Annotated in this window: 22 protein-coding genes and 1 pseudogene; 15 read left to right on the top strand and 8 right to left on the bottom strand. The window is 62.1% G+C overall.

The genetic code is table 11. The features are described from left to right. The 7 genes from PVW27_RS11810 to PVW27_RS11780 all read left to right on the top strand — a co-directional run bounded on the left by PVW27_RS11810 (nt 1) and on the right by PVW27_RS11780 (nt 6,693). Nucleotides 1-1,137, top strand: coding sequence for a CaiB/BaiF CoA transferase family protein (locus PVW27_RS11810; RefSeq protein WP_274557945.1), 1,137 nt, complete (start codon nt 1-3; stop codon nt 1,135-1,137). A 66-nt stretch (nt 1,138-1,203) separates the two neighbouring features. Next, nucleotides 1,204-1,923 (top strand): transglutaminase-like domain-containing protein, encoded by a 720-nt coding sequence (locus PVW27_RS11805; RefSeq protein ID WP_274557944.1) that lies wholly within the window; start codon nt 1,204-1,206, stop codon nt 1,921-1,923. Continuing rightward, nucleotides 1,920-2,369, top strand: coding sequence for a MaoC family dehydratase (locus tag PVW27_RS11800; protein WP_274557942.1), 450 nt, complete (start codon nt 1,920-1,922; stop codon nt 2,367-2,369). Before PVW27_RS11805 ends, PVW27_RS11800 begins: the two co-directional genes overlap by 4 nt. Continuing rightward, nucleotides 2,356-3,483 carry an acyl-CoA dehydrogenase family protein gene (locus PVW27_RS11795; protein WP_274557940.1) on the top strand — a complete coding sequence of 376 codons (1,128 nt, stop codon included), beginning with the start codon at nt 2,356-2,358 and terminating at the stop codon, nt 3,481-3,483. Before PVW27_RS11800 ends, PVW27_RS11795 begins: the two co-directional genes overlap by 14 nt. Next, on the top strand, nt 3,480-4,631 hold the full coding sequence (locus PVW27_RS11790) for an acyl-CoA dehydrogenase family protein (RefSeq protein ID WP_047998058.1): 1,152 nt from the start codon (nt 3,480-3,482) through the stop codon (nt 4,629-4,631). The genes PVW27_RS11795 and PVW27_RS11790 overlap by 4 nt, the downstream gene beginning before the upstream one ends. Before the next feature lie 28 nt (nt 4,632-4,659). After that, nucleotides 4,660-5,469, top strand: a complete 810-nt coding sequence (locus tag PVW27_RS11785; protein ID WP_047998057.1) for an enoyl-CoA hydratase/isomerase family protein — start codon at nt 4,660-4,662, stop codon at nt 5,467-5,469. A gap of 27 nt (nt 5,470-5,496) precedes the next feature. Then, complete coding sequence (locus PVW27_RS11780) at nt 5,497-6,693, top strand: phenylacetate--CoA ligase family protein (RefSeq protein ID WP_274557937.1); 1,197 nt, start codon at nt 5,497-5,499, stop codon at nt 6,691-6,693. 110 nt (nt 6,694-6,803) lie between these two features. On the opposite strand, the pseudogene PVW27_RS11775 reads toward PVW27_RS11780, so the two are convergent. Next, nucleotides 6,804-7,409, bottom strand: a pseudogene (locus tag PVW27_RS11775) (NAD(P)H-dependent flavin oxidoreductase); the annotation flags it as partial. A 285-nt stretch (nt 7,410-7,694) separates the two neighbouring features. On the opposite strand from PVW27_RS11775, the gene PVW27_RS11770 reads away from it, so the two are divergent. Both PVW27_RS11770 and PVW27_RS11765 read left to right on the top strand, forming a co-directional pair. Then, on the top strand, nt 7,695-8,177 hold the full coding sequence (locus PVW27_RS11770; RefSeq protein ID WP_274557936.1) for a MaoC family dehydratase: 483 nt from the start codon (nt 7,695-7,697) through the stop codon (nt 8,175-8,177). 109 nt (nt 8,178-8,286) lie between these two features. Further along, nucleotides 8,287-9,105, top strand: coding sequence for an IclR family transcriptional regulator (locus PVW27_RS11765; RefSeq protein ID WP_274557934.1), 819 nt, complete (start codon nt 8,287-8,289; stop codon nt 9,103-9,105). 7 nt (nt 9,106-9,112) lie between these two features. On the opposite strand, the gene PVW27_RS11760 is transcribed toward PVW27_RS11765, so the two are convergent. Genes PVW27_RS11760 through PVW27_RS11750 form a run of 3 tightly spaced genes read right to left on the bottom strand, consistent with a single transcriptional unit; the run spans nt 9,113 to nt 12,736 of the window. Next, a complete protein-coding gene (locus PVW27_RS11760) occupies nt 9,113-10,261 on the bottom strand; it encodes an acyl-CoA dehydrogenase family protein (protein WP_274557932.1) in 1,149 nt (382 codons plus the stop codon). Then, nucleotides 10,258-11,316, bottom strand: coding sequence for an acyl-CoA dehydrogenase family protein (locus tag PVW27_RS11755; protein ID WP_274557930.1), 1,059 nt, complete (start codon nt 11,314-11,316; stop codon nt 10,258-10,260). The genes PVW27_RS11760 and PVW27_RS11755 overlap by 4 nt, the downstream gene beginning before the upstream one ends. Beyond that, nucleotides 11,297-12,736 carry an MmgE/PrpD family protein gene (locus PVW27_RS11750; protein WP_274557928.1) on the bottom strand — a complete coding sequence of 480 codons (1,440 nt, stop codon included), beginning with the start codon at nt 12,734-12,736 and terminating at the stop codon, nt 11,297-11,299. The genes PVW27_RS11755 and PVW27_RS11750 overlap by 20 nt, the downstream gene beginning before the upstream one ends. A 506-nt stretch (nt 12,737-13,242) precedes the next feature. Between PVW27_RS11750 and PVW27_RS11745 the strand changes: the two genes are divergently transcribed. The 6 genes from PVW27_RS11745 to PVW27_RS11720 all read left to right on the top strand — a co-directional run bounded on the left by PVW27_RS11745 (nt 13,243) and on the right by PVW27_RS11720 (nt 19,573). Continuing rightward, nucleotides 13,243-13,815: a hypothetical protein gene (locus PVW27_RS11745; protein ID WP_274557927.1), complete on the top strand. Its 573-nt coding sequence runs from the start codon at nt 13,243-13,245 to the stop codon at nt 13,813-13,815. A gap of 69 nt (nt 13,816-13,884) precedes the next feature. Continuing rightward, entirely contained in the window at nt 13,885-14,658 is a 774-nt protein-coding gene (locus PVW27_RS11740) for a hypothetical protein (protein WP_274557925.1), read from the top strand. A gap of 213 nt (nt 14,659-14,871) precedes the next feature. Continuing rightward, nucleotides 14,872-15,765, top strand: a complete 894-nt coding sequence (locus tag PVW27_RS11735; RefSeq protein WP_274557924.1) for a CoA transferase subunit A — start codon at nt 14,872-14,874, stop codon at nt 15,763-15,765. Continuing rightward, a complete protein-coding gene (locus PVW27_RS11730) occupies nt 15,762-16,529 on the top strand; it encodes a CoA-transferase (protein WP_274557922.1) in 768 nt (255 codons plus the stop codon). The genes PVW27_RS11735 and PVW27_RS11730 overlap by 4 nt, the downstream gene beginning before the upstream one ends. Before the next feature lie 46 nt (nt 16,530-16,575). Further along, the gene (locus PVW27_RS11725) at nt 16,576-17,547 is read left to right on the top strand and encodes a TAXI family TRAP transporter solute-binding subunit (RefSeq protein WP_274557920.1); all 972 of its coding nucleotides are present in this window, start codon (nt 16,576-16,578) and stop codon (nt 17,545-17,547) included. Between the two features lie 82 nt (nt 17,548-17,629). After that, complete coding sequence (locus PVW27_RS11720; RefSeq protein WP_274557919.1) at nt 17,630-19,573, top strand: TRAP transporter permease; 1,944 nt, start codon at nt 17,630-17,632, stop codon at nt 19,571-19,573. 87 nt (nt 19,574-19,660) lie between these two features. Here the strand turns inward: PVW27_RS11720 and PVW27_RS11715 are convergent, their stop codons facing one another. The 4 genes from PVW27_RS11715 to PVW27_RS11700 are packed head-to-tail and all read right to left on the bottom strand — an operon-like array spanning nt 19,661 to nt 22,866. After that, complete coding sequence (locus PVW27_RS11715; RefSeq protein WP_274557917.1) at nt 19,661-20,065, bottom strand: Zn-ribbon domain-containing OB-fold protein; 405 nt, start codon at nt 20,063-20,065, stop codon at nt 19,661-19,663. A 4-nt stretch (nt 20,066-20,069) separates the two neighbouring features. Continuing rightward, on the bottom strand, nt 20,070-21,242 hold the full coding sequence (locus tag PVW27_RS11710) for an acetyl-CoA acetyltransferase (RefSeq protein ID WP_274557915.1): 1,173 nt from the start codon (nt 21,240-21,242) through the stop codon (nt 20,070-20,072). Between the two features lie 47 nt (nt 21,243-21,289). Next, complete coding sequence (locus PVW27_RS11705; RefSeq protein WP_274557913.1) at nt 21,290-22,432, bottom strand: acyl-CoA dehydrogenase family protein; 1,143 nt, start codon at nt 22,430-22,432, stop codon at nt 21,290-21,292. Further along, nucleotides 22,429-22,866, bottom strand: coding sequence for a MaoC/PaaZ C-terminal domain-containing protein (locus tag PVW27_RS11700; protein WP_274557911.1), 438 nt, complete (start codon nt 22,864-22,866; stop codon nt 22,429-22,431). The genes PVW27_RS11705 and PVW27_RS11700 overlap by 4 nt, the downstream gene beginning before the upstream one ends. Nucleotides 22,867-22,914 lie beyond the last annotated feature (48 nt).

The following is a 22,914-nucleotide window of genomic DNA, read 5'->3' as shown; positions in this document are numbered from 1 at the left end:
ATGACACAGCCGCTCAAGGATATCTTGGTGCTGGATTTCAGCACCCTTCTTCCCGGCCCGATGGCCACGCTCATGTTATCCGAAGCCGGGGCCGAGGTTATCAAGTTCGAGCGTCCGGGCACGGGTGAGGACGCACGCCTGACCGCGCCGAAAATAGACGGGGAGAGCATTGGCTTCGCTGTTTTGAATCACGGCAAGCGGTCGGTGGCAATCGACCTCAAGTCAAAGGGCGCAATGAATGTTCTGCGCCCTTTGCTTGAAAAGGCCGATGTTCTGGTAGAGCAATTTCGCCCCGGAGTGATGGACCGGCTCGGTCTGGGATACGAGGCCGTGCGCGAGATCAATCCCGGTCTCATCTATTGTTCGATCACCGGTTATGGACAGACCGGCCCGAAGGCTTCGACTGCCGGGCACGATCTCAATTATGTGGGCGATGCGGGGATTCTGTCGCTGAGCCGGGGACCGGATCAGCAGCCAACCATGCCCTTCGGGTTGGTCGCTGATATCGGGGGCGGAACCTATCCGGCGGTGGTCAATATCCTGCTGGCCCTGATTGCGCGGCAGGCAAGCGGTCAGGGAACGCATCTGGATATCGCCATGTCCGAGGGGGCGTTTGCCTTTGCCTACTGGGCCCAAGCAGATGGCGTGATCGCCGGCAATGACATCGCAAGCGGCAGCAGCCGTCTGACCGGCGGCCTAGCGCGCTATCGTCTCTATACCGCGGCGGACGGCCGTCAGATCGCCGTCGGGGCGATCGAGGAAAAGTTCTGGCAGTTGTTCTGCGATGTCATCGGCCTGCCGCAGGAGCTTCGTGATGACTGGTCCGACCCCAATGCCAGTGTTGCGGAAGTGGCGCGTCGTCTGGGCGACCATCCCTCGACCCATTGGGAGTCTTTGCTGGCCGCTGCGGACTGTTGTTGTTCCGTCGTGAAAACGCCAGCCGAAGCTGCGGCCGATCCGCATTTTATCGCACGCGGCGTGTTCGCGCGGAAGCTGAACATTTCTGGTCGGGAGGTACCGGCGCTGCCGCTGCCAATTGCTCCGGAATTCCGTTGTGCGGCAACTTCGGCCGGTCGTGCTGCGGCTTTGGGGGAAGACAATACCCGCTTTGGCCAGGACTTGCGAAAAACAGAATAAATCTCGTTGACCCGCAGGTTTTCAGATTGTAATCTAACATTTGTTAGAAAAAGATGGAGAGGTCCATTGGCCCAACCCCACGACGACCTGCCGACAGAAGCTGCGCGCTTTGTCTTGCCCGCGCACTTTGTCGAGAGCGACAGCCTCGAAGTGCAGGGTTTCATCACATCGGCTTTGCGCGATCTTCCTGTGGACGCGACCAATCGAGATAAGGCGATCCGCCTGTTCGAAGCGGTTCGCGACGATATCCGTTACGACCCGTATTGTTTTGCGCTGGATGAAGATTCTTATCGTGCCAGCCGGATCGCCGGGGCGGAGGCAGCCTTCTGCGTCCCCAAGGCAATCCTACTTGCGGCCTGTCTGCGCGCCGTCGGTATCCCCGCCGCTTTGGGATTCGCGGATGTGCGCAACCACCTGAATACTCCCAAGCTGCAGGAGCTGATGGGGACCGATCTCTTTATCTATCACGGTTATGTTCAACTGTGGCTGGGTGGTGAATCCTATAAGGTCACACCCGCTTTCAACATAGAGCTGTGTGAAAGATTCGGGGTCAAGCCTCTGGTTTTTGACGGCTATCACGATGCTCTTTTCCACGAATTCGACGAGAAAGACCAGCGCCACATGGAATATGTGAACGACCGGGGTCTTTATGTCGATGCGCCGATGACGGAATTCCTGACGGCCTTCAAGGAAACCTACCCGAAACTGGAAGAGTTCAACCGGGTGAGAATCTCCAAAGATTCGAGCGGGTATGATTCAGGTTTCGCAAAGGAGGGGGCCACTTGAAATATCTTGACGATTTCGAGTCGGGCCAGGTCTTTCACTTTCGCAGCGCCCCGATGAGCTCACAGTCCATAAAGGCCTTTGCCCAGGAGTGGGACCCGCAACGGCTGCACACCGACGAAGACTATGCGACCGCGATACATGGCAGCCTGATCGCCTCGGGATTTCAGACCCTGCTTGAGGTGTTCAAACCTGTCGTGACGGAATTGTTGGTCAATGTGGCCAATATCGGCGGCATGGGCTTCGAGAATCTGCGCTGGCTGCTGCCTGTCCGCCCGGATGAACCCCTCGATATCGAAATGACGATCAACTCGGTCACGCCGTCCAAAAGCAAGCCAGATCGAGGTGTTTTGCACTATACGCTCAGCGTCAGGAACCCTAATGGCGAGGTGGTTCTTTCAGCTGACGTCCCATTGATGATGAAGCGAAAACGAAATGACACAGGTTGATATGCAATCCAGCGAACAAGAAGAAGACCTTCGCCTGCTGCGCGAAAGCGCGCGCACGCTGTTTGACCGCGCGGGCGGAAGTGGACGGTCGCGAAAGCTCCGCGATGCCGGGGGCGAATTTGACCCGGGTATGGTCCGGAAATTGGCCGAAGCCGGTGTTTTTGGCGTGGCCGTGCCCGAAGAACAAGGGGGGCTTGGCATGGGCCTGGCTGCCGGTGGCGTTATCGCCGAAGAGGTCGGCCGCGTGATCGCCCCGGAACCGGTCGTGGCGACGATTGGTCTTGGCCTAGGCCTTCTGCGCCGCCTTTGCCCGGAGCATCCGAAGCTGGAACAGCTTATCGGCGGCGAGGCATCGCTGGCCGTTGCCTGGCAGGAACGTGGTCCGGGCGGCGCTCCCGCTGATGCGACCTGCCGGTATGCGGACGGAAAGCTGACCGGCGGCAAGGCCTGGGTGGTTGGCGCGGCAGAAACGCAGGGTTTCCTTGTTGTAGCCGAAGCAGATGGTGGCCCGGTTCTGGTTCTGGCCGAGGCCAGCGCGGATGGGCTTGTTACGACCAGGCGGGCGCAGGCCGATGGCAGTTCCTTGGGCGAGCTTTCCTTTTCAGGAACGCCGGCTGCGGAGCTGGCCTGCGGTGCCGCGGTTCAGAGAGCGCTGTCCGAGGCTGTGGCCGACGCAACGGCGCTTGCCGCAGCCGAGCTTGTCGGCCTGAGCCAGCGCGCCTTCGAGATTACGCTCGACTACATCAAGACGCGCGAGCAGTTCGACAAGCCGATCGGATCCTTCCAGGTCATCCAGCACCGCGCCGTCGACCTGAACGTGATGTGCGAGGTCGCGCAGGCCGCAGTGCGCGAAGTTCTGATGCGGATGGATAGCGAAACGGACGCAAGTATCCGCGCACGTCTGGCCAGCCGGGCCAAGGCACGGGCGGTCACGGCCGCCAGGAAAGTCACCCGCGACGCCATCCAGCTGCACGGCGCGGTCGGCTACACCGATGAATTCGATATCGGGCTTTATCTGAACCGGGCGCTGGTGCTGTCGGCCTGGCTGGGCGACGACGCCTATCACCGTCGGATCTGGTTTGACGCGCGCGAAGAAGAGGGGGCCGCACAATGACCGACTGGAACGCAATGAGCGATGCGGAATTCCGCAAAGAGGTGCGCGGGTTCCTCGAGGCCGAGTACCCCGAAGAGCTGCGCCATCTGCCGCACCGCCCCAAGTTCGCCGAGATTGAACATTGGCATCGCAAGCTGCACACCAAGGGATGGGTTGCGCCGGCCTGGCCCGCGGAATACGGCGGTATGGGGCTGAATGCCGCCAAGCTGCTGATCTTCTACGAAGAGCAGCAGCGCTGGGGTGTCAATCGTGGTCGAGACATGGGTGTGCAGATGGTCGGCCCCCTGATCATCAAGTTCGGCACTCAGAAACAAAAAAACTATTGGCTGCCGCGAATCCTCAGTTGCGAAGACATCTGGTGCCAAGGGTATTCGGAACCCGGTGCCGGGTCCGATCTGGCCAACCTGCGCACACGCGCAGAGATTGACGGCGACGACTTTGTCATAAACGGACAGAAGATCTGGACCACGATGGCGCATGACGCCACGCACATCTTCATGCTGGTCCGCACCGATCCGGACGCGCCCAAAAAACAACAGGGAATCAGCTTTGTCCTTGCGCCGATGGATCAACCGGGTGTCGAGGTGCGCACGATCACCACGCTTTCGGGGGAAACGGAATTTTGCGAGGTTTTCTTCGACAATGCCCGTACACCCCGCGAAAACCTCGTGGGCGAGTTGAACAAGGGCTGGACCATGGCCAAGGCGCTCCTGAGCTTCGAGCGCATCTTCATCGGCTCGCCCAGCCTGGCCCAGAACGCGTTGGGGCAGCTTGAGAGCTTCGCACGGGGCCGTGGCGCTTTTGACGATCCTGTGTTCCGCGACCGCTTTGCGCAAGCCGCGCTTGATGTCGAGGATCACGCGGCGCTTTACTCCCGTTTCGCCGACCAACTGAAGCGCGGCGAAACGCTGGGCGCCGATGTCTCGATGCTCAAGATCTGGGTGACCGAGTGCTTTCAGCGCATCACCGAGCTGATGATCGAGGCAGCCGGACCCGATGGCGGCACCGTCGGCCCGCTTCAGGTCGGCAATGTAAGCGTCGATGTCCTTGCGAGTTTCTACAAGGCCAGACCGACGACGATCTATGGAGGGTCGAACGAGATCCAGCGAAACATCCTGTCCAAGGCCGTTCTCGGATTGCCTGACTGAACCTAATACCCTGAGGAGGAAAAGAACCATGTCCGATCGTTACGCAAAATATCACAAGATGAAATTCGACTACCCGGCTGATCGCGTCCTGCGCATCACGTTCGACCGCCCTGAGACCTTCAATTCCGTAGATGCGGAAACCCACACTCAGATGACAGATATGTGGATCGATATCGATCGTGACCCCGACATCAATGCGGTCATAGTCACCGGCGCGGGCAAGGCATTCTCGGCCGGCGGCGATTTCAGCCTGATCGAAAACATGATCGGCAATTCGTACGAGATCATGAAGACGTGGAAAGAGGCCAAAGACCTCGTCTACAACATCATCAACTGCAACAAGCCGATTATTTCCGCCATCAACGGCCCTGCCGCCGGTGCCGGCCTTGTGGTGGCCATCCTGGCCGACATCTCGATCGCCGGTAAGAAGGCCAAGATCGTCGATGGTCACCCGCGTCTGGGCGTTGCCGCTGGCGATGTCGCGGCGATCATCTGGCCATTGCTGACCTCGATGGCCAAGGCGAAATACTATCTGATGACTTGTAAGCCGGTTTCGGGCGAAGAGGCCGAGCGCATCGGCCTAGTGTCAATGTGCGTCGAAGATGACGAGTTGCAGCAAATCGCTTTGGATACGGCCGTCGAGCTCGCCAACGGCTCGCAAAGCGCGATCCGCTGGACCAAATATTCGCTGAACAACTGGCTGCGCCAGGCTGGCCCGATCTTCGATGCCTCGACTGCGCTTGAAATGCTCGGGTTCATGGGCGAAGACGTCAAGGAAGGGGTACTGTCGCATCGCGAGAAGCGCGCGCCGAACTTCCGCAAGGACTGCCCGCTTTAAGCCACGACTGAACAGGGAGGCATGATCATGTCTGAAGACATCTACAAGGACATAGCTCAAGCCTATGCCGCCGCAGCCGAAAGGGCATCTGGGCTGAAATCACGATTTGCGGCTGCCGGATTCGATCCGGCGGCCGTCAGGTCCTTGGCAGATCTGTCACGGCTGCCGGTGATGAAGAAGGAAGAGCTTCTCAAGCTCCAGCGCGCCAATCCGCCCTTCGGCGGGTTTCTCGCTGCCGATCTAAAGGATGTCGGCCGGATCTACGTGTCGCCCGGCCCGATCTTCGAGCCGTCGCTTTCGGGCGGCGGTGGCCACGGCTTGGACCTTCTATTCAGATCGGCCAGCGTGGGTGCGGGCGACATCATTCTGAACACCTGGATGTATCACCTCGTGCCGGCGGGGCTTTTGTTCGACGAAGCGGCACAGGCCGCCGGGGCCACCGTAATTCCCGGCGGCGTCGGCAATACCGAGCTTCAGGCGCAGATCATCGTCGAAACCGGCGTCACTTCGATCTGCGCATCCACCGCGTTTTTCCTGACGCTGGCGGACAAGGTGATCGAAACCTATGGCCGCGACGCTTGGAAGGTGAAAACGGCCTTCCTCGGTGGTGAGATGGGCGACTGGATGGCCAAGCGCCGCCGGATCGAGGCAGACTATGGCGTGTCGACCTGGGCTGCCTATGCCACTGCGGATTTGGGCCTTGTCGGCTATGAGGATGGCGGCGACGGCTATGTGGTTCATCCCGACCGCGTGGTGCAAATCTGCGATCCGATCAGTGGAGAACAGGTCGCTCACGGGGAACCGGGTGAGGTTGTTGTGACCGCGCGCGATGCCACCTGGCCGATGATTCGGTTTGGCACCGGAGACAGCGCCTTTGCGCTGGGGAGTAACGCGGATGGCACCGTCAGCCGAATTTCTGCACTGCAGGGCCGAGTCGGCGCAGCGGTCAAAGTGCGCGAGATTTTCGTTTATCCGCGCGTGATCGAAGAAGTTGTCATCGGTACGCCGGGCGCAAAGGCCGCGCAGGCCGTGGTAACGCGCGAGAACGATCGCGACATGATCCGCATCTCGCTTGTGCTGGAAGACGGTGCCGATGCCTCGGCCGCAATCATCGCCGCTGCCGAGGCCTTCAAGTCGCATTCCAGGATCCGCGCCGACGCGGTGAGCGTGGTGCCGGAGTTGCCGGAGAATGCCGATCTGATCGTCAACGACAAGGACGGATGAGGCGCGGACCCGGACCGCGCTGATTTTCCGGGCAGATCGCAAGGCGGCCGACCAAATCCGGCTGATATGACTGTCTTGACCGAAACGGGTTTGCGCAAAGTTGCCGGCGCTCAGCTGCAGAGCGCGTCCTTCGCGGCACGGGATTCCCGGTCGACGTAGTCCGCCGTTGTCGTCACCGCGTGAACCGCTCCGATGCCCTGACCGCAGCCCCAAATGTCGCGCCATGCCTTCGGGCGGACGTCGCCGGTGGAGAGGTTTAGCTTGTTGCCTTCGCCGGTCAGGTTTTCCGGATCCAGGCCTACTGACCGGATCGAAGGTTTGAGGTAATTAGCATTCACCCCGGTGAAATGGCTGGTGTAGAGAATGTCCTCGGCCGCGCTGTCCACGATCATCTGCTTGTAGCTTTCGGCGGCGACAGCTTCGGTCGTGGCGATGAAGAGCGAACCGATATAGCCAAAATCCGCGCCCATGGCACGAGCCGCCAGGATGGCGCGCCCGGTGGCGATGGACCCGGACAAGGCCAGCGGGCCATCGAACCATTCGCGGATTTCCTGAACCAACGCAAAGGGCGACAGGGCGCCGGCGTGCCCCCCGGCCCCGGCGCAGACCGCGATAATTCCGTCGGCCCCCTTGTCGATGGCCTTCCGGGCAAACCGATTGTTGATCACGTCGTGAAGCACGATTCCGCCGCAGTCATGCTCCGCCTGGTTGACGTCTTCGAAGCCAACCTGATGGAAATCCAGAACCGGCTGAGCTAAAAGAACAAATGAGAAATTGCGCTTCAGCGTGAGTTCACACTGCAAAGTCGCCCCGGAAGCGGCTTTCTGGCGGCAGAACGAGATTCATCATGAATGTGCTCAATCCGCGCAAGAGCCGCGAGAACGGGCCGTTCAATTGACTTTCGCCGGACTCGCTCCCTAACCTTAAAGGTGGAAGTGCTGCGGGTGCCGGACCGGCGAACGCTAATCGGCACGGTGAGTTTGCAAGGGAAAGATAACGGCATGGAAACTGTAGGTCTTGGGTTTTGCTATGAGGATCTGCCGGTGGGGCGCAAGTTTCGGACCATCGGCCGCACCGTGACCGAAGCCGACATCACGAATTTCATCAATGCCACCGGTATGCTTGAGGTGTTGTTCATCAACGCCGAATTCCGCGAGAAGGAATCCAGCATTCCGGGCTTCGCCGCTCCTGGCGCGCTGGTCTACACCTTCATGGAAGGGCTGCTGACCCAGTCCACGATGCAGCACACGGGCTTTGCCTTTCTGGAAATGGAACTCAAGGTTCTGGGGCCGACTTTTGCCGGTGACACGGTCCATTGCGAGGTCGAGGTGACGGAATCGCGTCGCTCGAAAAGCCGCCCGAACCGGGGCCTCGTCCGGACCCGCAACCGCGTGTTCAAGCAAACTGGAGAGCAGGTGCTGGAATACACACCTTTGCGGATGATCAAGGCCCGCACGACAGATAAGGAACCGGGAACAAGCTGAGCTTGTCTCTTTTGCGAGCGCAAAAGCAGTCCGGTCCGGAAATGGCGCTTGGACTGCCGCAAGGGCTCTGCTAGTACCCGGTCGCATTGCGACACTGGAGACCAACGCCATGAAAACCGCGCAGTCTGACCGAAAAGGATCTGCCGAGCGTGCGTCAGAGGGGCCACGCTCGCTGACGCGGATCCTGGCGCTCTTCGATCTGATGGGGCAAAGCAACCGGCGCATGACGCTATCGGAACTCAGCAGCGCACTGGATTGTCCCAAGAGCAGTTTGCTGTTGCTGCTGCGCCCTCTCGCAGAGAAGGGCTATCTGATGCGCGAGAAGGACACCTATTTACTAGGGCCGCGGATTTTCCAGTTCGCGCAGACCATCCTAGCAAACCACCCTTTCGAGTCAGTCCTGCGCGGGGTGATGAGCGATCTGGTCAGACAGACCGGCGAGACGGTTCTGTACGCGGTCCGGGACGGCGATCGCGTCGTCTATTCATCGGTCCTGGAAAGCCCGCAGCCGGTCCGCTACGTCGCCCAGACCGGCCTTGATCGGCCATTGTTCTGTTCGGCATCGGGCCTTGTGATGCTGGCCCATGACACGCCGCAGGAACTGGACGACTACTTTCGGCGGACGGAACTGAAGCCGCTTACGCCCAATTCGGTCACTGACGAAAAAGAACTGCGGCGCATGATTTCAGAGATCCGTATGGTCGGGTATTCTAGGACGGTGGGAACGGCCCATGTCGATGCGGCGGGGATTGGTGTTCCGGTCTTTCGTTCCGACGGGCATCTGGCAGGGGCGCTGGTGATCGGTGCCCCCGTGGAACGCGCTACCCGCAACCGGCAACTCTGCCTGGCAGCCGCCAAGGCGTGCGCCGGTCAACTCTCGACTGCACTCGGCTATCGTCCCGATCTGAACGTATCCGCCGTGCATTAGGTTCTCTCTACCGCACTCCCAGCCCGCGCGCGATGATGCCGCGCAGGATTTCGCGGGTGCCCCCCCGCAGAGAGAACGACGGCACGGCGAGCTGCGTATAGGCCAGCACCGCCGCATAGCTGTCGCGCGCGCTAGGAACGGCGGGGCGGGACAGCAGGCTGCGGGCCAGCCGCGGCATGTCCTGCTCGAAGAGCGCACCCAGATCCTTGACGATGGCAGCCTGTAGCGAGGGGTTCTTGCCCTCGTTCAGCATCCCCGCGACAGACCGCGACATTTTCCGCAGCACCATCAGATGCGCCGACAGGCGGCCGATCTCGGCCTGTTGCGCCTCGGTTGCGCCCTCGCGCAGCACGCGGATCAACTCCTCGATCAGCGCGAAGGATGACAGGAAGCGTTCAGGGCCGCAACGTTCGAAAGCCAGCTCGCTCATGACTTGGGTCCAGCCCTCGCCCTTCTCGCCCAGAAGCGCCTCCGAGGGCAGAAATGTATTGTCGAAGATGACCTGGTTGAAATGATGCTCGCCCAGCAGGTCGATGATCGGGCTGATCGCGATGTTTTCGGTGCGCTTGAGGTCAATGAGGAACTGGCTCATGCCGCCGTGGCGGTCGTCGCTCTTGCCGGTGCGGCAGAACAGGATCATGTAATCGGCCATATGCGCGTAGGTCGTCCAGACCTTGGTTCCGTTCACCCGGAACCCGCCCTCGACCTCGGTCGCGACGGTGCGCGTCGCGGCCAGGTCCGAGCCGGCATTCGGCTCGCTCATGCCGATGCAGAAACAAAGCTCGCCCGCGGCGATACGGGGCACGATCCGGCGTTTCTGTTCTTCGGTCCCCTTGGCCAAGATCAGCGGGCCACTCTGCCGGTCGGCGATCCAGTGCGAGATGACCGGCGCGCCGGCGGCCAGCAGCTCTTCGGACACGACATAGCGCTCCAGTGCGCTGCGCGCATGGCCGCCGTATTCCTTGGGAAAGGTCATGCCGACCCAGCCGCGCTGTGCCAGCTTGCGCGAAAAGTCGCGGCTGAATCCATTCCAAGACTCCGCACGCTTCTCGGGCGGGAAATCGGCAAGCTCACTGGCCAGAAACGCGCGGACCTCTTGGCGCAGATCATCATGATCGGCACCGGACGGGGGCGGGGAAAATGCGGTAGGTGTCATGCTGAGGCGCCCTTTGCAGTGCTGTCCGTGATGAAATGCCAGAAGGTGTCCCGGGGGCTCGACAGCGCGGCACGGCCCAGCTCCCTCGTCCAGTCAAGTTCGGTGCCGAACTCGTCGCGCCAGCTCCAGATCCGTTTAGTGAAATGGTGCAGTGCGAATTCCTGAGTATACCCGATCGCCCCATGAATCTGGTGGGCCAGCGCCCCGACCGTTTCTGCGGCTTCCCCGGTGCGGCTCTTGGCGGCGGCAACGGTCAGCGCAAAGGAGGGCGTGTCATAGCTGTCGGCGGCCATCTCTGCGGCGACTCGAGAGGCGGCGGTTTCTCCGGCCATGGTTGCGAGGTATTGCTGAATCGCCTGAAACTTGCCGATCGGCCGCCCAAACTGGACCCGGTCGTTGGCGTAGTCGACGGTCATCCGAAGGATGGTTTCCAGCGCCCCCGCCGTGGCTAGGCTGCGGATCATCGCGCCCAGCCCGCGCATCCCGCCAGCTGACCGGCCCAGCGGTGCGATATCGGCCCCGGTCAGATCAAGATCGACCTCGGCATCGTCGCGGGGCATCCCGGAGATATCCTGCGCCGGGCCGAGGGTCAGATGTTTCACCGGCAGCGACAGCACATGATCGGTTCCGTCAATCGCGGCGATGGTCACGATCTGGTCTGCCCATCGGGCAAAGGGCACCATCTTGAGCCGTCCACGGGCTCGAAAGCCCGTCGCGCTGCTTTCCAGCACCAGCGTGTCGCCTTCGGCGATGGTCAGCCTGCCGCCGGGCATGTCCAGCCCTGCGCGCGCCAGCACCGCGTTTGCGATCAGGGTTTCGGCAAGCGGCAAGGGCAGGCCATGCGCCCCGGCGATGCGCACCAGCCCGAGCGCCTCGGCAGCAGGCACGCCAAATCCGCCATCGGCCTCGGGCACCAGAGCCATGGTCAGCCCCGCCTCCTCAATCCGCTTCCAGAGCGCCTCGGGGCATTGTCCGGCCGAGGCGCTCTCGCGCAGTGCATGGGTGACATGGTCGCGGAAAAGCCGCTCGGCCATGTCATAGATCATCGACTCCATCAGGTTGTCCTTTCAGACGGTGCGGAATTGGCTGTTGCCGGGCTGCGCATTGATTCGGGGTGCCGCTAATCGCCGGTCTCTGAGCGCTGTAGGGAAGCGGCGGCAGATGCAGCCGCGCGCGCAGATACCGCCGGAATGCCGCGGCGGCAGGCGGCACTCCCCCGTCGCGGCCGTATTTCTCAAGGCAATCGGCGATCTTGTCCCGAATCTCGGCGGGGGTGGCCGGGTCCGAGGGCGAACCCGGATGCGCCGCAACCGCGGTTTCGGCCAGGGTCTGGTTGCCCTTGCGCAGGCGGACATGGACCTGCCCGTGATCCACGCCGAGGCGGTTCTTCCCAGCATCCGGTTCGGTTTCGATGCTGACCATGCCCATCAGGCGGCGGATCTCCGGGCGCCGGGGCCTGTCCCCTTCGAAATCCGCCAACCCGACCTGGCCCTGATGCAGCGCCACCGAAAGGGTATAGGCGGCGCAGAACTTGGCCTCCATTCCGTCCTTCGGATCGGTGACGTGAAGCGGCGCCATGACGCCTTTGGGCACCGTCATCTCGATTGCCACGCCTTCGGGCACCGCGTCTCCGCCTCGGTCGGCGTAAAGATGGCGCCCTGCGGCGATCATCCGGTGCGTGAGATAGCAGCAGGGATACAGCTTGCGGGACACGGAGCTCAGGTCGATCCTCGGCTCCACGTCCGCCGGATCCGCCGCAAGCCCCTCCGGGCTAGCGTAAAGATCGAAGAACCCGCGCGGCGCGAAAATATCGGGCGCGCCGGTGATGCCGGCCTCGGCCATGCGGGCCGCGCGCAAACCGGCGAGCGCGGCGTTTCCGACCTGGATCGGTTTCGCCATGGTGCCGAAATTGATCTGTGACCCGCCGGCCAGCGACGCTGCCAGCGAGAGCGCGTTGCGGATCGCCGCTTCGTCGAGGTCGAGTTGATGCGCGACCGCCGCCGCTGCCGCCAGAGCGCCGATTGTCGAAGTGGCGTGCCAGCCCTTGTCGTAGTGACCAAAGCCCAGGACCTGCCCCAGCGCGATATTGACCGCCGTTCCCACCGCGAGCGCGGAGGCCACGCGGCTGGCCGTGTCTGGCCGCGCGTCCGCCATCGCCATCAGCGCCGGCACGAAAATGACGCTGGGATGGGTGACGCTGAGCGTGTGGACATCGTCGAAATCGAGCGCATGACCGGCGACCGCGTTGAGGAACGCCGCCCGTTCGATGCCGTCCTTCTTGCAGGTCTCCGCCGGGTCGACCGGCCCGCCACCGTCCAGTACCGCCAACCGGCGGACTACCGGCTCGTGCCAGCCGCCATAGATGACGGCGACCGTATCCTCCACGCATAGCGCGGCCTGCTCGGCATCAGCCTCGCCCAGCCGGTGCGGTGCGGCGACGAACCGCGACAAGCGGGAGGTGAAATCACTTATCATGTCCTGATCCTCACTGAAACCGCACATTGCCTCATGTTTGGCGGCACTATCAACTCTGGTTACCACCCATTTGCACATAAGTGTTGGAGTAGGAGAATCGCGTTGTGATCCTTGCGGCGCTGAGGCAGTTTTGAAGATGCTCCCTATCTACATCCGTGCCGGATCTGACTCCAGCGTATCCAGAATTCTGCGAGTAAAGTGAAGAACTTGGCTAAAGGTGTCGGCGTGAACGGTCGGGAAGACAAGGGCGCAATCACGAAGAGACATGTAGAGATGCCGGTGTGCCGTCATCCGTCAGACGAGATTTCCGCAAACACTCCGAAACGGGGCTGGGGGCGCAGCCGGGGTGTTCGGTCGCCGTCTCTGCGCTCGCGATATGAGCGCTTTGCGCGTCCCTGCGGATGGAGATGCAATAGTCTACATCACTTACCGTGCCTTCTGCCCGACGCGCTGGCCTCAGTCGGCGATTCGCCGGCACACCGGACGCCTTTGGGAAATTGGGGCTGATGTCGTCCAGTGAGCTCCTGAAACGCTCCGGCACGCGCAACCTGATTGCCGCAGTCTGTTTGCTGTGCTGTTTGGGCGGTGCCATAGTGCAGGGTGGCTTCGGCTACAGCGGCGTTGCCATCGCGGTCGTGCCGCTTTTCGGCGTCTATCTTGCGATCGGGGCTCGCAACATCGCCCGCGTCGGATGGGTGCTGCTTGGTTTCGCCCTCGCAGTTGCGTTTCTGGCGCTGGCCGAAGGGGTCGAAACCGGCGTTTTCGTGGAATCGGCGGAGCGTGTCGTGTTCATGTCCGCGCTGCTGACGGCTGTCGCTTTCCTGCGCATCGCGGCTACCAACGACCGGGTTGTGGAAGGGGCCGGGGAGTTCCTGACCTTGCAGCCTCCGGGCCGTCGCTACGCGTCTCTGGGGGCGGGCGGGCACCTGTTCGGCGTGCTTTTGAACCTTGGCGGGCTTGGCGTGATGCTGGAGGTCATCATGAAGGGCCTGCACGCGCATCGTCAGGAGATGAATGAATTCGTCTACGCCGCGCGGAAGCGGCGTATGGTCAGCGCCTGCATGCGGGGGTTTTCCTAGCTCACTTTCTGGACACCGTTCGGCATCGCTCTCAACCTGTTGATCCTCACCATACCGGGACTCGAATGGGTGGATATGGCACCTTACGGCATCGCGTTGGCCGGGGTTCTCTTTCTGCTTGGCTGGCTTTTCGACACCGTGGAATGGCGGCGCCCACCCTCGGCGCGGGGCCGGGCGCCGGCGCTGACCGGGAATCTGCCGAGATGGAGCCGGTGGGCGGTCCTGATCGTTGCGGGCCATGTGCTTTTCCTCGGGGCCACCATATTATTCCTGGACAGGGCGACCCAATACAGCTTCCAGACCGTCCTGATCACCATCGTTCCGGTCTATGCGCTTTTATGGTCCGGGCTGCGCGGCGGTCTTGGCGGCATTTCCGACACGTCGCGCCGATTCGTTGCCCAGTCACCGGGATTCGCCACCGAGATGAGCGTGATCGCCTCGGCGGGGTTTATCGGGCTTGTTGCCCTGGAGATCGTGCCGGTCGAATGGATCGCGGATCACCTTGGCTGGATCGCCGCGCGGCCGGTCCTGACCGTTGTGCTGTTGATCTTTACGGTGTTCCTGACCGGGCTTGCGGGCGTGCACCCGATGATCTCGGTGGTTCTGCTGGCGGAAGTGGTGAACCGAATTGGCGTAGAGGGCCTGTCGCCACTCGCTCTGGGCCTGTCCCTAGCAGGCGGCTGGAGCAGCATCGTCTGCATGGGACCCGCAATCACCGCTGTTGTCTATGCTTCTGCCATCGTGCGGGAATCGCCCGTAACGATAGGAATGCGCTGGAATGGAATGTTCGGGGTTTCGAGCATTCTGCTCGTTGCTCTGATCGTCGCCACGGGTCTGCTTTAAACCGTTAGAGCGCCGGGAGGATGTCGGCGCATATCTCCGCACATATGTGTTCGATCATGCGTCGCCGGTGCCGAAGAGAGACGAAATGCGCGAAATGCAATATCTTTGATCTGCGCGGTGACCTGAATTCCCGCGCGACAACAGAAACGACGGGGCGCAACTCATACGATGGACGGCCAAAGGATACTTACGCGTGACAGCAAAGTCATGGGCATGGAGGACGCTGCGCTTCTGGCCAGGGATGCTTTGCGGGACCGTCCTGAGCTCTGCCTCGGCGGGTTGTTCAAACAGGGGCGGCCGGTCGCGTTGGTGCGCGCCTTGTTGGCGGCGGGCGCCGATGGCCTGCATCTCTATTCCTCGCCCGGCGCGGGGTATGACATCGACCTGATGATCGCCGCCGGGGCGGTCGAACAGGTGTTCATTCCCGGCGTCACGCTTGAAAACCGTCTCTGCCCCAATTTCCGAAGCGCGGTCGAGGCGGGGCAGGTGACCGCCCACGCGCTGGACGCGCTGACCGTGGTGGGCGGGCTCATGGCCTCGGCACACGGGGTGCCGTTTCAGCCGATCGACGCGCTGCGCGGCTCCGACGTGCTGAAGCACAATCCGCTGCTGCGCGAGATCGGCTGCCCCTTCACCGGGCGGCGCATTCACGCGGTCGGGCCGATCCGCCCCCGCGTCACCTTTCTGCATGCGCAGGAAGCCGACCGCTGGGGGAACCTGCGCCATCTGAGCACGATGGTCTATGCCGATCAGCTGATGGCGCGCGCGTCGGATATGGTGATTGCCAGCGTGGACCGGATCGTGCCGGACGAGGTGGTTTTGGACGATCCGTCGCGGGTCACGGTGCCGGCGCATTATGTCGATGCGATGGTCGAGGTGCCTTACGGCGCACACCCGACCGCGAGCTTTCCCAACTATGCGATGGACGAGGAGCATATCGAAGCCTACGCCGATCTTGGGGATGCCGCGCGCGCCGGCGACCGCGCGGGGCTGGAGGCCTATATCGCGCGCCATGTCACCGAGCCAAAAAGCCAGGATGACTATATTGTGGCAATCGGGGGAGCCCGGTATCTCGCGCGGCTGGAAGCGGAGGCGCAGGACAGATGAGCGCGGCGGCCTCACCCTTGGAGCAGATGGTCGTGGTGCTGGCCCGCGACCTGGCTGATGGCGAACTGGGCGCGGCGGGTGCCGCCGCCTTGGTCCCGATGGCGGCGATCGCGCTGGCGCGCGAGATGCACGCCCCCAACCTGACAGTCGGCGGAGAGATGTTCTTCAACCCGCAGCCGGGGCGTCTTTATCCCTCGATGCTGGACGACCGGGCGCTTGGCCGCTGCGAGGCGGCCGAAACATTCATCGAACTTTTTGGCCACAGCCATCATGGCCTGGACTTCTTCTTTCACAGCGGTTTGCAGCATGACGCTTACGGCAACATCAACCTGCACCATGTCGGCGGGACGCTGCACGCGCCAAAGATGCGCGGGCCGGGGGCTGCCAACCTGTCCTACTGCCACACCTCCACGCGGTTCTACATCTGCCCCACGGTGCATAGCGCGCGCAACTTCGTGGAAAAGGTGGACTTCATCACCATACCGGGGCATCTTTCTGGTCCCGAAGCGAAACGGACGGCCGGACTGACCAAGGAAGGGCCGCGGTTTGTGGTGACACCGCGCGCCGTTATGGATTTCGACGCGATAACGCTGCGGATGCGGTTAAGATCGGTCCATGCGGGCAACACGCCGGAAGAGGTCCAGCGTCATACGGGCTTCGATCTGGCGATAAGGGACGACGTGCCGCAGACGCGGCCGCCAACGGAGGAAGAACTTCGCGTCCTGAGAGAGCGGATCGACACATCGGGGGCCCTGCGCGCCTGATCGTGTCGGCTGCAACCAACTGTTCAACAACAACTGGGAGGAAGAAATGTTCGAACGTAAGTTGACCAAATACTGGGCGGCAATCGGCACCGCGGCGGCGCTGGCTGCCATGCTTGCCGGCGGGGTGGTCTCCGCCAAGGACATCACGATGGGTACGACCAGCCCGACATCCAGCCACTTCACGATTTCCGTCGCGATGAGCAAGGCGATCGAGACCGGCATTGCAGATACCACCGTCAACGTGATCGAGACCGGCGCCAGCGTTGACAATGTGCTGCGCCTGGCGCGGGACGAAATTGATCTCGGTCTTGCCACCACGGACATTCTGATTTCGGCCCGAAATGGCACTGGCAAGTTCGAAGGCAACGCCATTCCCGACACGGTTGCACTATATCCCTACAGCGCCTCAATCCTGCTGATTGCCGTGACCGAGGAGTCGGGCGTGACGACGCTCGGCGAACTGGACGGGAAGAAGTTCAATCCCGGCATCCGGGGATCCGCCGCCGAGACCTTGACGACCAATGTGCTGTCGATGTTCGACATCAACGCCGATCTGGTGCATGGTGCCGTGGGTGACGCGGTGGAAGGCATCAAGAACCGCCAGATCATCGGCTACAGCAAATACGGGGCCGCGGACGCTGTCGATGCCTCTCTTCAGGAGTTGATGACCAGTAACAAGATGCGGTTGATCGGCTTCACCGAAGAGCAGGAGAAAGCCGCGACAGATGATATGGAGGGCACCGGGTTCACAACCCTTCCCGCGGGGCTGATTCCGGATTCCGAGGCGATCCGGGTGCCCAAGCTGAACGTTTTCTTCCTGACCCGCACCGGCGTGATGGATGATGAGACCGCCTATGACATCGCCCGCAGCATTCACCAGAACATGGCGTTGCTGGTCGAAGCCTGGCCGCAACTCGCCGATTACGACATCGCCGCGGATGCCGTCGAGACGATGGAGTCGGGTGTCGCCTATCATCCGGGTGCGGAACGCTACTGGAGAGAAGTAGCCGGAAACTGAACCGGCATCTCGGTCGACTAGAAGGGTCACGCGAACTGACCAGGCGGGGTGCCGAGCACACCTCGCCGACTTGGGAGAGAACATGACACAGACTTTGACCGCCAGATCGTTCAGGGAACGGCGCGGAGAGCAGGCACTCGGTCTACTTTTCGCGGCATTCGTCGCGCTGCATTTCTACAATTCCCTGTTCGGACAGTTCGCCCCGCTGGTTCAACGCCCGATTTTCATCGGTTTCGGAATCGGCGGCGCGTTCTTTCTTCATGCCTGGCGGGTGTCCCGGACCGGCAATCGAAGCGGGCTGGAACAGATCGTGGACATCGCGCTCGGGATGTTGGCCATGGGTGTATGCCTTTATGTGATCGTGAACCGGGATCGCTTTTCCGATATTATGGTGCACTACGGACCGCTCGACAAGGTGGCCGCCTTGCTGGCCATCGTGCTGACGCTCGAAGCGGCGCGCCGGGTCATCGGCTGGTTCCTGCCGCTGCTGGCGCTTTGCACCTTGCTCTACTTCTATTTCGGCTACGATCTGATTGACGGGGGCTGGCGCCCGCCGCGTGTCTCTGCACGGACGGCGGTTGAAACGTTCTACAGCTCCACCACCGGAATCTTCGGCTATCTCGCGGATATCGGGGCTCGGGTCATCGTGATCTATGTGCTTCTGGGGGCGCTGCTGCTGTCCACGGGCGCAACAGATGCCTTCATGAAAATGGCCACATGGATCGCCGGGCGCTCTTACGGCGGCCCTGCAAAGGTCTGTGCCCTGTCTTCGGCAATGTTCGGGACGGTCACCGGTTCTGCCGTGGCCAATGTCATGGCGACGGGTTCGGTCACCATTCCCACGATGAAGCGGCTCGGGTATCCGTCGGCCTTTGCCGGCGCGGTCGAGGCGGTGGCTTCCTCTGCGGGCCAGCTTACGCCGCCCGTGATGGGGGCGGCGGCCTTCATCATGGCCGAATTCCTGAACATTCCCTATACTCAGATTGCCATTGCGGCGATCGGTCCGGCGTTTCTCTACTATCTTGCCGTATGGCTCGGGGTGGATCTCTATGCGCGCCGGACAGGGCTGCAACCGACGCCAAGGAGCGAAATACCCAGGCCGGCGGAATTCCTGGCCCTCGACAAGTCGATCCCGCTGTTTCTTCCCATCGCCGCGATGATCTATCTCTTGTTCAACGGCTACACGCCGAGCTATGCTGGGGCCGGCGCGATCATCATGCTGGTCATGGCCTGCGCTCTGGTGCGTCCTTTCGGCCACGAGGCCAGAGAGCAAGGCGTGGTGGCCTGCTGGACAACGCTGGCCCGCGATATCTACCAGGGGATGGTGGAAGCAGGACGGGCGCTGGTGATGATCGCCGCGCTGCTGGCCTGCGCCGCCATCGTCGTCAAGGTTCTGACCGCGACAGGTGCCGGGGTGAAAATCTCCAACCTGCTGTTCTCGATGTCTGATCACGGGCTGATCGTCGCATTGGTGCTGGCGGCGTTGCTGGCAATCCTGCTGGGCATGGATGTTCCGACGACAGCCTCCTACGTCCTGGCGGCGGCGATTGCCGCGCCGAGCCTCGTGCGTCTTGGCCTGCCCGAACTAACGGCGCATCTTTTCGTCTTTTATTATGCGATTCTGTCGGCCATCACGCCACCTGTCTGTTCAAGTGTATACGCGGCGGCGGCGCTAGCTGGGGCCAATTTCTGGAAAGTGGCGTGGCGGGCGCTGATGCTGGCCGGGGCGATCTATGTGGTGCCGTTCCTGTTTGTCTTCAGGCCGGGTATCCTGGCGCAGGGGAACACCGGGCAGATCTTCATGGATCTTGCGGTGGCGAGCGCTGCGGTCTTCGCCGTCAGCGTCGGAACGAGCGGCTGGTTCCGGGGAAGGCTGTCGGGATTCGGCAGGGTGCTGTTCCTGTCTGTTGCTGCGTTACTGTTCTATGCAGCGCCGTCGACCGACATTATTGGCGCGGTGGCGCTGGTCGGGCTGCTGGCGTGGCGGTATTTGCAACCGGCACCGCAAATCAACCGCATCGAATGACGCACCGATTGCCAATGCGAAGGGCCGCCGCAGACGTTCTGCGGCGGCCCTTTGATGTTCGGCCCCGAGGAGCCGCTGCGTCTGGTTTCAAGTCATCCTGAAATACGGAAAGGTGACCTCGTCGCTGGCCTTGACGAACGTCACCTCCACCTTGGCTCCGATCCGCACTTTCTCGGGATCGTCGGTTTCAATCCGGCTCATCATCCGGGGGCCTTCCTCCAGTTCGATCAACGCCACGACGTAAGGCACGTCATCCGCAAAGGCCGGGCCTGCCGGGCGGCGGGCGATGGTGAAGGTATGCACCTTGCCACGACCGCTGACCGTGTCGAAACGCAGCTTGTCGGAATGGCAGTACGGGCAGATCGCGCGCGGATAGAAATGATGCTTGCCGCAATCGCCGCAGAGCGGGATATCCAGGCGGCCCGCGCGCGCGGCCTCCCAATAGGGGGCGCTGTCATGGTCTATAACCGGAAGCGGTTTTTCAGTGCTCATCAGCTCAATCCTTCTGCAAAATCACTGTCGCACCAGAGGACAGCGTGCCCCCCGTGCCATGCACCAGGGCGGTTTCGGCGCCCTTAACCTGACGTTCGCCGCATTCGCCGCGCAGCTGTCGGGCGGCCTCGATCAGCAGGAACATGCCATACATGCCCGGATGCAGCGCGGACAGGCCGCCGCCATTGGTGTTCATGGGAAAGCCGCCGCCCGGTGCCGTGCGCTGGCCGGAGACGAAATCGCCGCCTTCGCCGATCCTGCAGAACCCCAACGCTTCGAGTGTCAGCAGGACCGTGATGGTGAAGCTGTCATAGACCTCGACAACGTCGATATCGGAATGGCTGACACCGGCCATCTTCATAGCGCGCTCCCCGGCCTTCTGCGCCGGCAGCAGGCGGGCGAGGTCCGGCATCTCGCCGATGGCCCAATGGGTGTGCGCCTCGCCATAGCCCTTGACCGCGACGGGCTTAGTCTTGAGGTCTTTCGCCCGTTCGGCTGTCGTCATCACGATGGCGCCGGCCCCGTCGGTGACAAGGCAGCAGTCCAACAGGTGCAGCGGCTCCGAGATCATCCCGCTGGACAGCACGTCGTCGATTGAAAGCGGTTCGCGCCGCGTTGCCGCGGGGTTCAGTTGCGCCCATTTCCGGGTGGCGACGGCAATTTCGGCCAGGTTCTCGGAGGTGGTTGCGAATTGATGCATGTGGCGTTGCGCGGCCATCGCGTAACCGCCCACCGGCGTCGGCATGCCGTAGGGAGTTTCATGCTGCATCGACAGGACCGAGGGGCGACCACCCAGGTTGCGGCTGCGCAGCGATTTCTGATCCGAGCTGTAGACGATCAACGCCACTTCGCAATAGCCCTCGCGCAGCGCCATCGCGGCATGGGCGACATGCGCCTCGAAGGCCGAACCGCCGATATTGGTGCCATCGACATAGGTCGGCATGATGCCGAGATACTCGCCCAGCGTCACGGTGGCGAGCTGGCCCGGTCCGGGCACCCCCCACATGCCCGCGGTCAAAAGCCCATCGACATCGTCAAGCCTCAGACCCGCTTCCTCGACGGCGGCCTTTGCCACCAGCGCGGCATGGCCCAGGACCGACGCCTTGGTGACGAATTTGCCGTCCTCAATTGGCGCATCGGCAATGCCGACGATCACCGGATCGCGTCCGTTCTTCATATGCTCCTTCTCCTTGCTATCCGGTCGTCCCGTTGAGGACCCGACGCTCAGTTGGGTCGCATGGTCTTGGCGATGAGGGTGCGCTGGATTTGCGACGTCCCGCCGCCGATGGTGCTTTGCATCCCTTCACGAAAATACCGCTCCATGTCCGAGTCCGGCAGCATGGAATGGCCGCCAAGGATCTGCATGCCGTCGCGCGTGACAGTTTGCAAGGTCTCGGAGGCGAACAGTTTTGCCATAGACACTTCGCGTGTACAGGGTCTCTTGGCCGCGGCCAGGTTGGCGGCACGATAGACCAGCAGCCGTGCGGCATCGACCTGGGTTTGCATGTCGGCGAGCATGTGGCGGATCACCTGAAAGTCATAGATCGGCCGGTCGAACTGGACACGCTCATGCGCATAGCGCAGGGCGTCGTCCACCGCGGTCTGGGCGTTGCCGACATAGGCGGCCGCCACCGCGATACGCTCCAGCTCCAGGTGGTCGGTGATGATCTTCCAGCCCTCGTTCTCCTTGCCCAGCAACGCTTCGGCGGGCAGTTTCACGTCGTCCACGAAGATTTCGGTGGTGCCGGTCGCACGCCGTGCCAGGGTTGGCAGCTTGCGAATGTCCAGACCCTCGGTGTCGTTGGGGATCAGGAAGACCGACAGCCCCTTGTGCTTGGGCGCGTCCGGGTCAGTCCGGGTCAGCATGGCGATGATCGCGTTGTCCGCCGCCGCGCCCGAACACCAGAGTTTCTGCCCCTTGACCACCCAGCCTTCGCCTTCGCGCCGCGCGCGGGTCTTGGCCGATGCCGCGTCGGACCCAGAGCCGGGTTCGGAAATCGAGATCGAGAAACGGATGTCGCCATCGAGGAATGGCTGAATATAGCGTTCCTTCTGCGCGGGGGTGCCGAACTTCTCGATATTCATCGCGGTGAAGGTGGCCACCATCAGACCGGTGGAGAAGTCGAAGCCGTATTTCGCCAGCCCTTCGCACATCAGCGCATAGTCCAAGATGTCGCCGCCAAGGCCGCCGCTCTCCTCCGAGAACAGGATGCCGAGCCAGCCCTGCTTGGCCACCTTTTCATAGGCCTCATAGGGATATTCGCGGTCGCGGTCACATTTGCGGATGTAGTCGCGGCCGATCTCTTCGTCGATGAATCGTTCGACGGTCGCCCGCCACATCTCCTGTTCGGGTGTCAGAAAATTCATGCGCTTTCTCCTTGATTCTCGCCATGCGCGGCCCGGATCTTGGGCGGCTCTCCGGGGCGGTCGAGCCGGGACTTGCGGATCAGCAGGCTGAACAGGCAGCGCATCACCGTTTCGTCGCGTTGGTTGATGGCTTCCAGCTTGCTGGTCACAACGCCGTGCTTGTCGTCGTGATCCTTCAACTTCTCGATTTCCACGCGCGCCCAGAGGGTGTCGCCAATGAAGGTGGGCCGCAGAAAGCGCAGTTTGTCGCAGCCATAGAAGGCGGCAAGCACCGAACTGTCGAACGGAATCATAGCATTGACGATGGAAAACACCAGGCTGCCCTGCACAAGCCGCTGACCATAGAGCGAGCTCTTGGCATGTTCGACATTGGAATGCAGTTCCAGCCAGTTGCCCGTGAGCATGCAGAAATTCACTACGTCCGATTCGGTCATGGTGCGTCCGATCGAGACGCCGGTCTGACCGAGGGACAATTCGCCATA

The sequence above is a fragment of the Seohaeicola sp. 4SK31 genome (assembly GCF_028802875.1).
GTDB lineage: Bacteria > Pseudomonadota > Alphaproteobacteria > Rhodobacterales > Rhodobacteraceae > Seohaeicola.
Note: the sequence above shows the minus strand (reverse complement) of the source record. Positions and strands in the feature narration are given on the sequence as shown.

Bases quoted from the DNA above. Each gene is read 5' to 3' on its own strand.
- PVW27_RS11810 (WP_274557945.1), top strand. From the start codon at position 1: ATGACACAGCCGCTCAAGGATATCTTGGTGCTGGATTTCAGCACCCTT.
- PVW27_RS11795 (WP_274557940.1), top strand. From the start codon at position 2,356: ATGACACAGGTTGATATGCAATCCAGCGAACAAGAAGAAGACCTTCGC.
- PVW27_RS11790 (WP_047998058.1), top strand. From the start codon at position 3,480: ATGACCGACTGGAACGCAATGAGCGATGCGGAATTCCGCAAAGAGGTG.
- PVW27_RS11785 (WP_047998057.1), top strand. From the start codon at position 4,660: ATGTCCGATCGTTACGCAAAATATCACAAGATGAAATTCGACTACCCG.
- PVW27_RS11780 (WP_274557937.1), top strand. From the start codon at position 5,497: ATGTCTGAAGACATCTACAAGGACATAGCTCAAGCCTATGCCGCCGCA.
- PVW27_RS11770 (WP_274557936.1), top strand. From the start codon at position 7,695: ATGGAAACTGTAGGTCTTGGGTTTTGCTATGAGGATCTGCCGGTGGGG.
- PVW27_RS11765 (WP_274557934.1), top strand. From the start codon at position 8,287: ATGAAAACCGCGCAGTCTGACCGAAAAGGATCTGCCGAGCGTGCGTCA.
- PVW27_RS11760 (WP_274557932.1), bottom strand. From the start codon at position 10,261: ATGACACCTACCGCATTTTCCCCGCCCCCGTCCGGTGCCGATCATGAT.
- PVW27_RS11755 (WP_274557930.1), bottom strand. From the start codon at position 11,316: ATGGAGTCGATGATCTATGACATGGCCGAGCGGCTTTTCCGCGACCAT.
- PVW27_RS11750 (WP_274557928.1), bottom strand. From the start codon at position 12,736: ATGATAAGTGATTTCACCTCCCGCTTGTCGCGGTTCGTCGCCGCACCG.
- PVW27_RS11745 (WP_274557927.1), top strand. From the start codon at position 13,243: ATGTCGTCCAGTGAGCTCCTGAAACGCTCCGGCACGCGCAACCTGATT.
- PVW27_RS11735 (WP_274557924.1), top strand. From the start codon at position 14,872: ATGGAGGACGCTGCGCTTCTGGCCAGGGATGCTTTGCGGGACCGTCCT.
- PVW27_RS11730 (WP_274557922.1), top strand. From the start codon at position 15,762: ATGAGCGCGGCGGCCTCACCCTTGGAGCAGATGGTCGTGGTGCTGGCC.
- PVW27_RS11725 (WP_274557920.1), top strand. From the start codon at position 16,576: ATGTTCGAACGTAAGTTGACCAAATACTGGGCGGCAATCGGCACCGCG.
- PVW27_RS11720 (WP_274557919.1), top strand. From the start codon at position 17,630: ATGACACAGACTTTGACCGCCAGATCGTTCAGGGAACGGCGCGGAGAG.
- PVW27_RS11715 (WP_274557917.1), bottom strand. From the start codon at position 20,065: ATGAGCACTGAAAAACCGCTTCCGGTTATAGACCATGACAGCGCCCCC.
- PVW27_RS11710 (WP_274557915.1), bottom strand. From the start codon at position 21,242: ATGAAGAACGGACGCGATCCGGTGATCGTCGGCATTGCCGATGCGCCA.
- PVW27_RS11705 (WP_274557913.1), bottom strand. From the start codon at position 22,432: ATGAATTTTCTGACACCCGAACAGGAGATGTGGCGGGCGACCGTCGAA.
- PVW27_RS11700 (WP_274557911.1), bottom strand. From the start codon at position 22,866: ATGACCGAATCGGACGTAGTGAATTTCTGCATGCTCACGGGCAACTGG.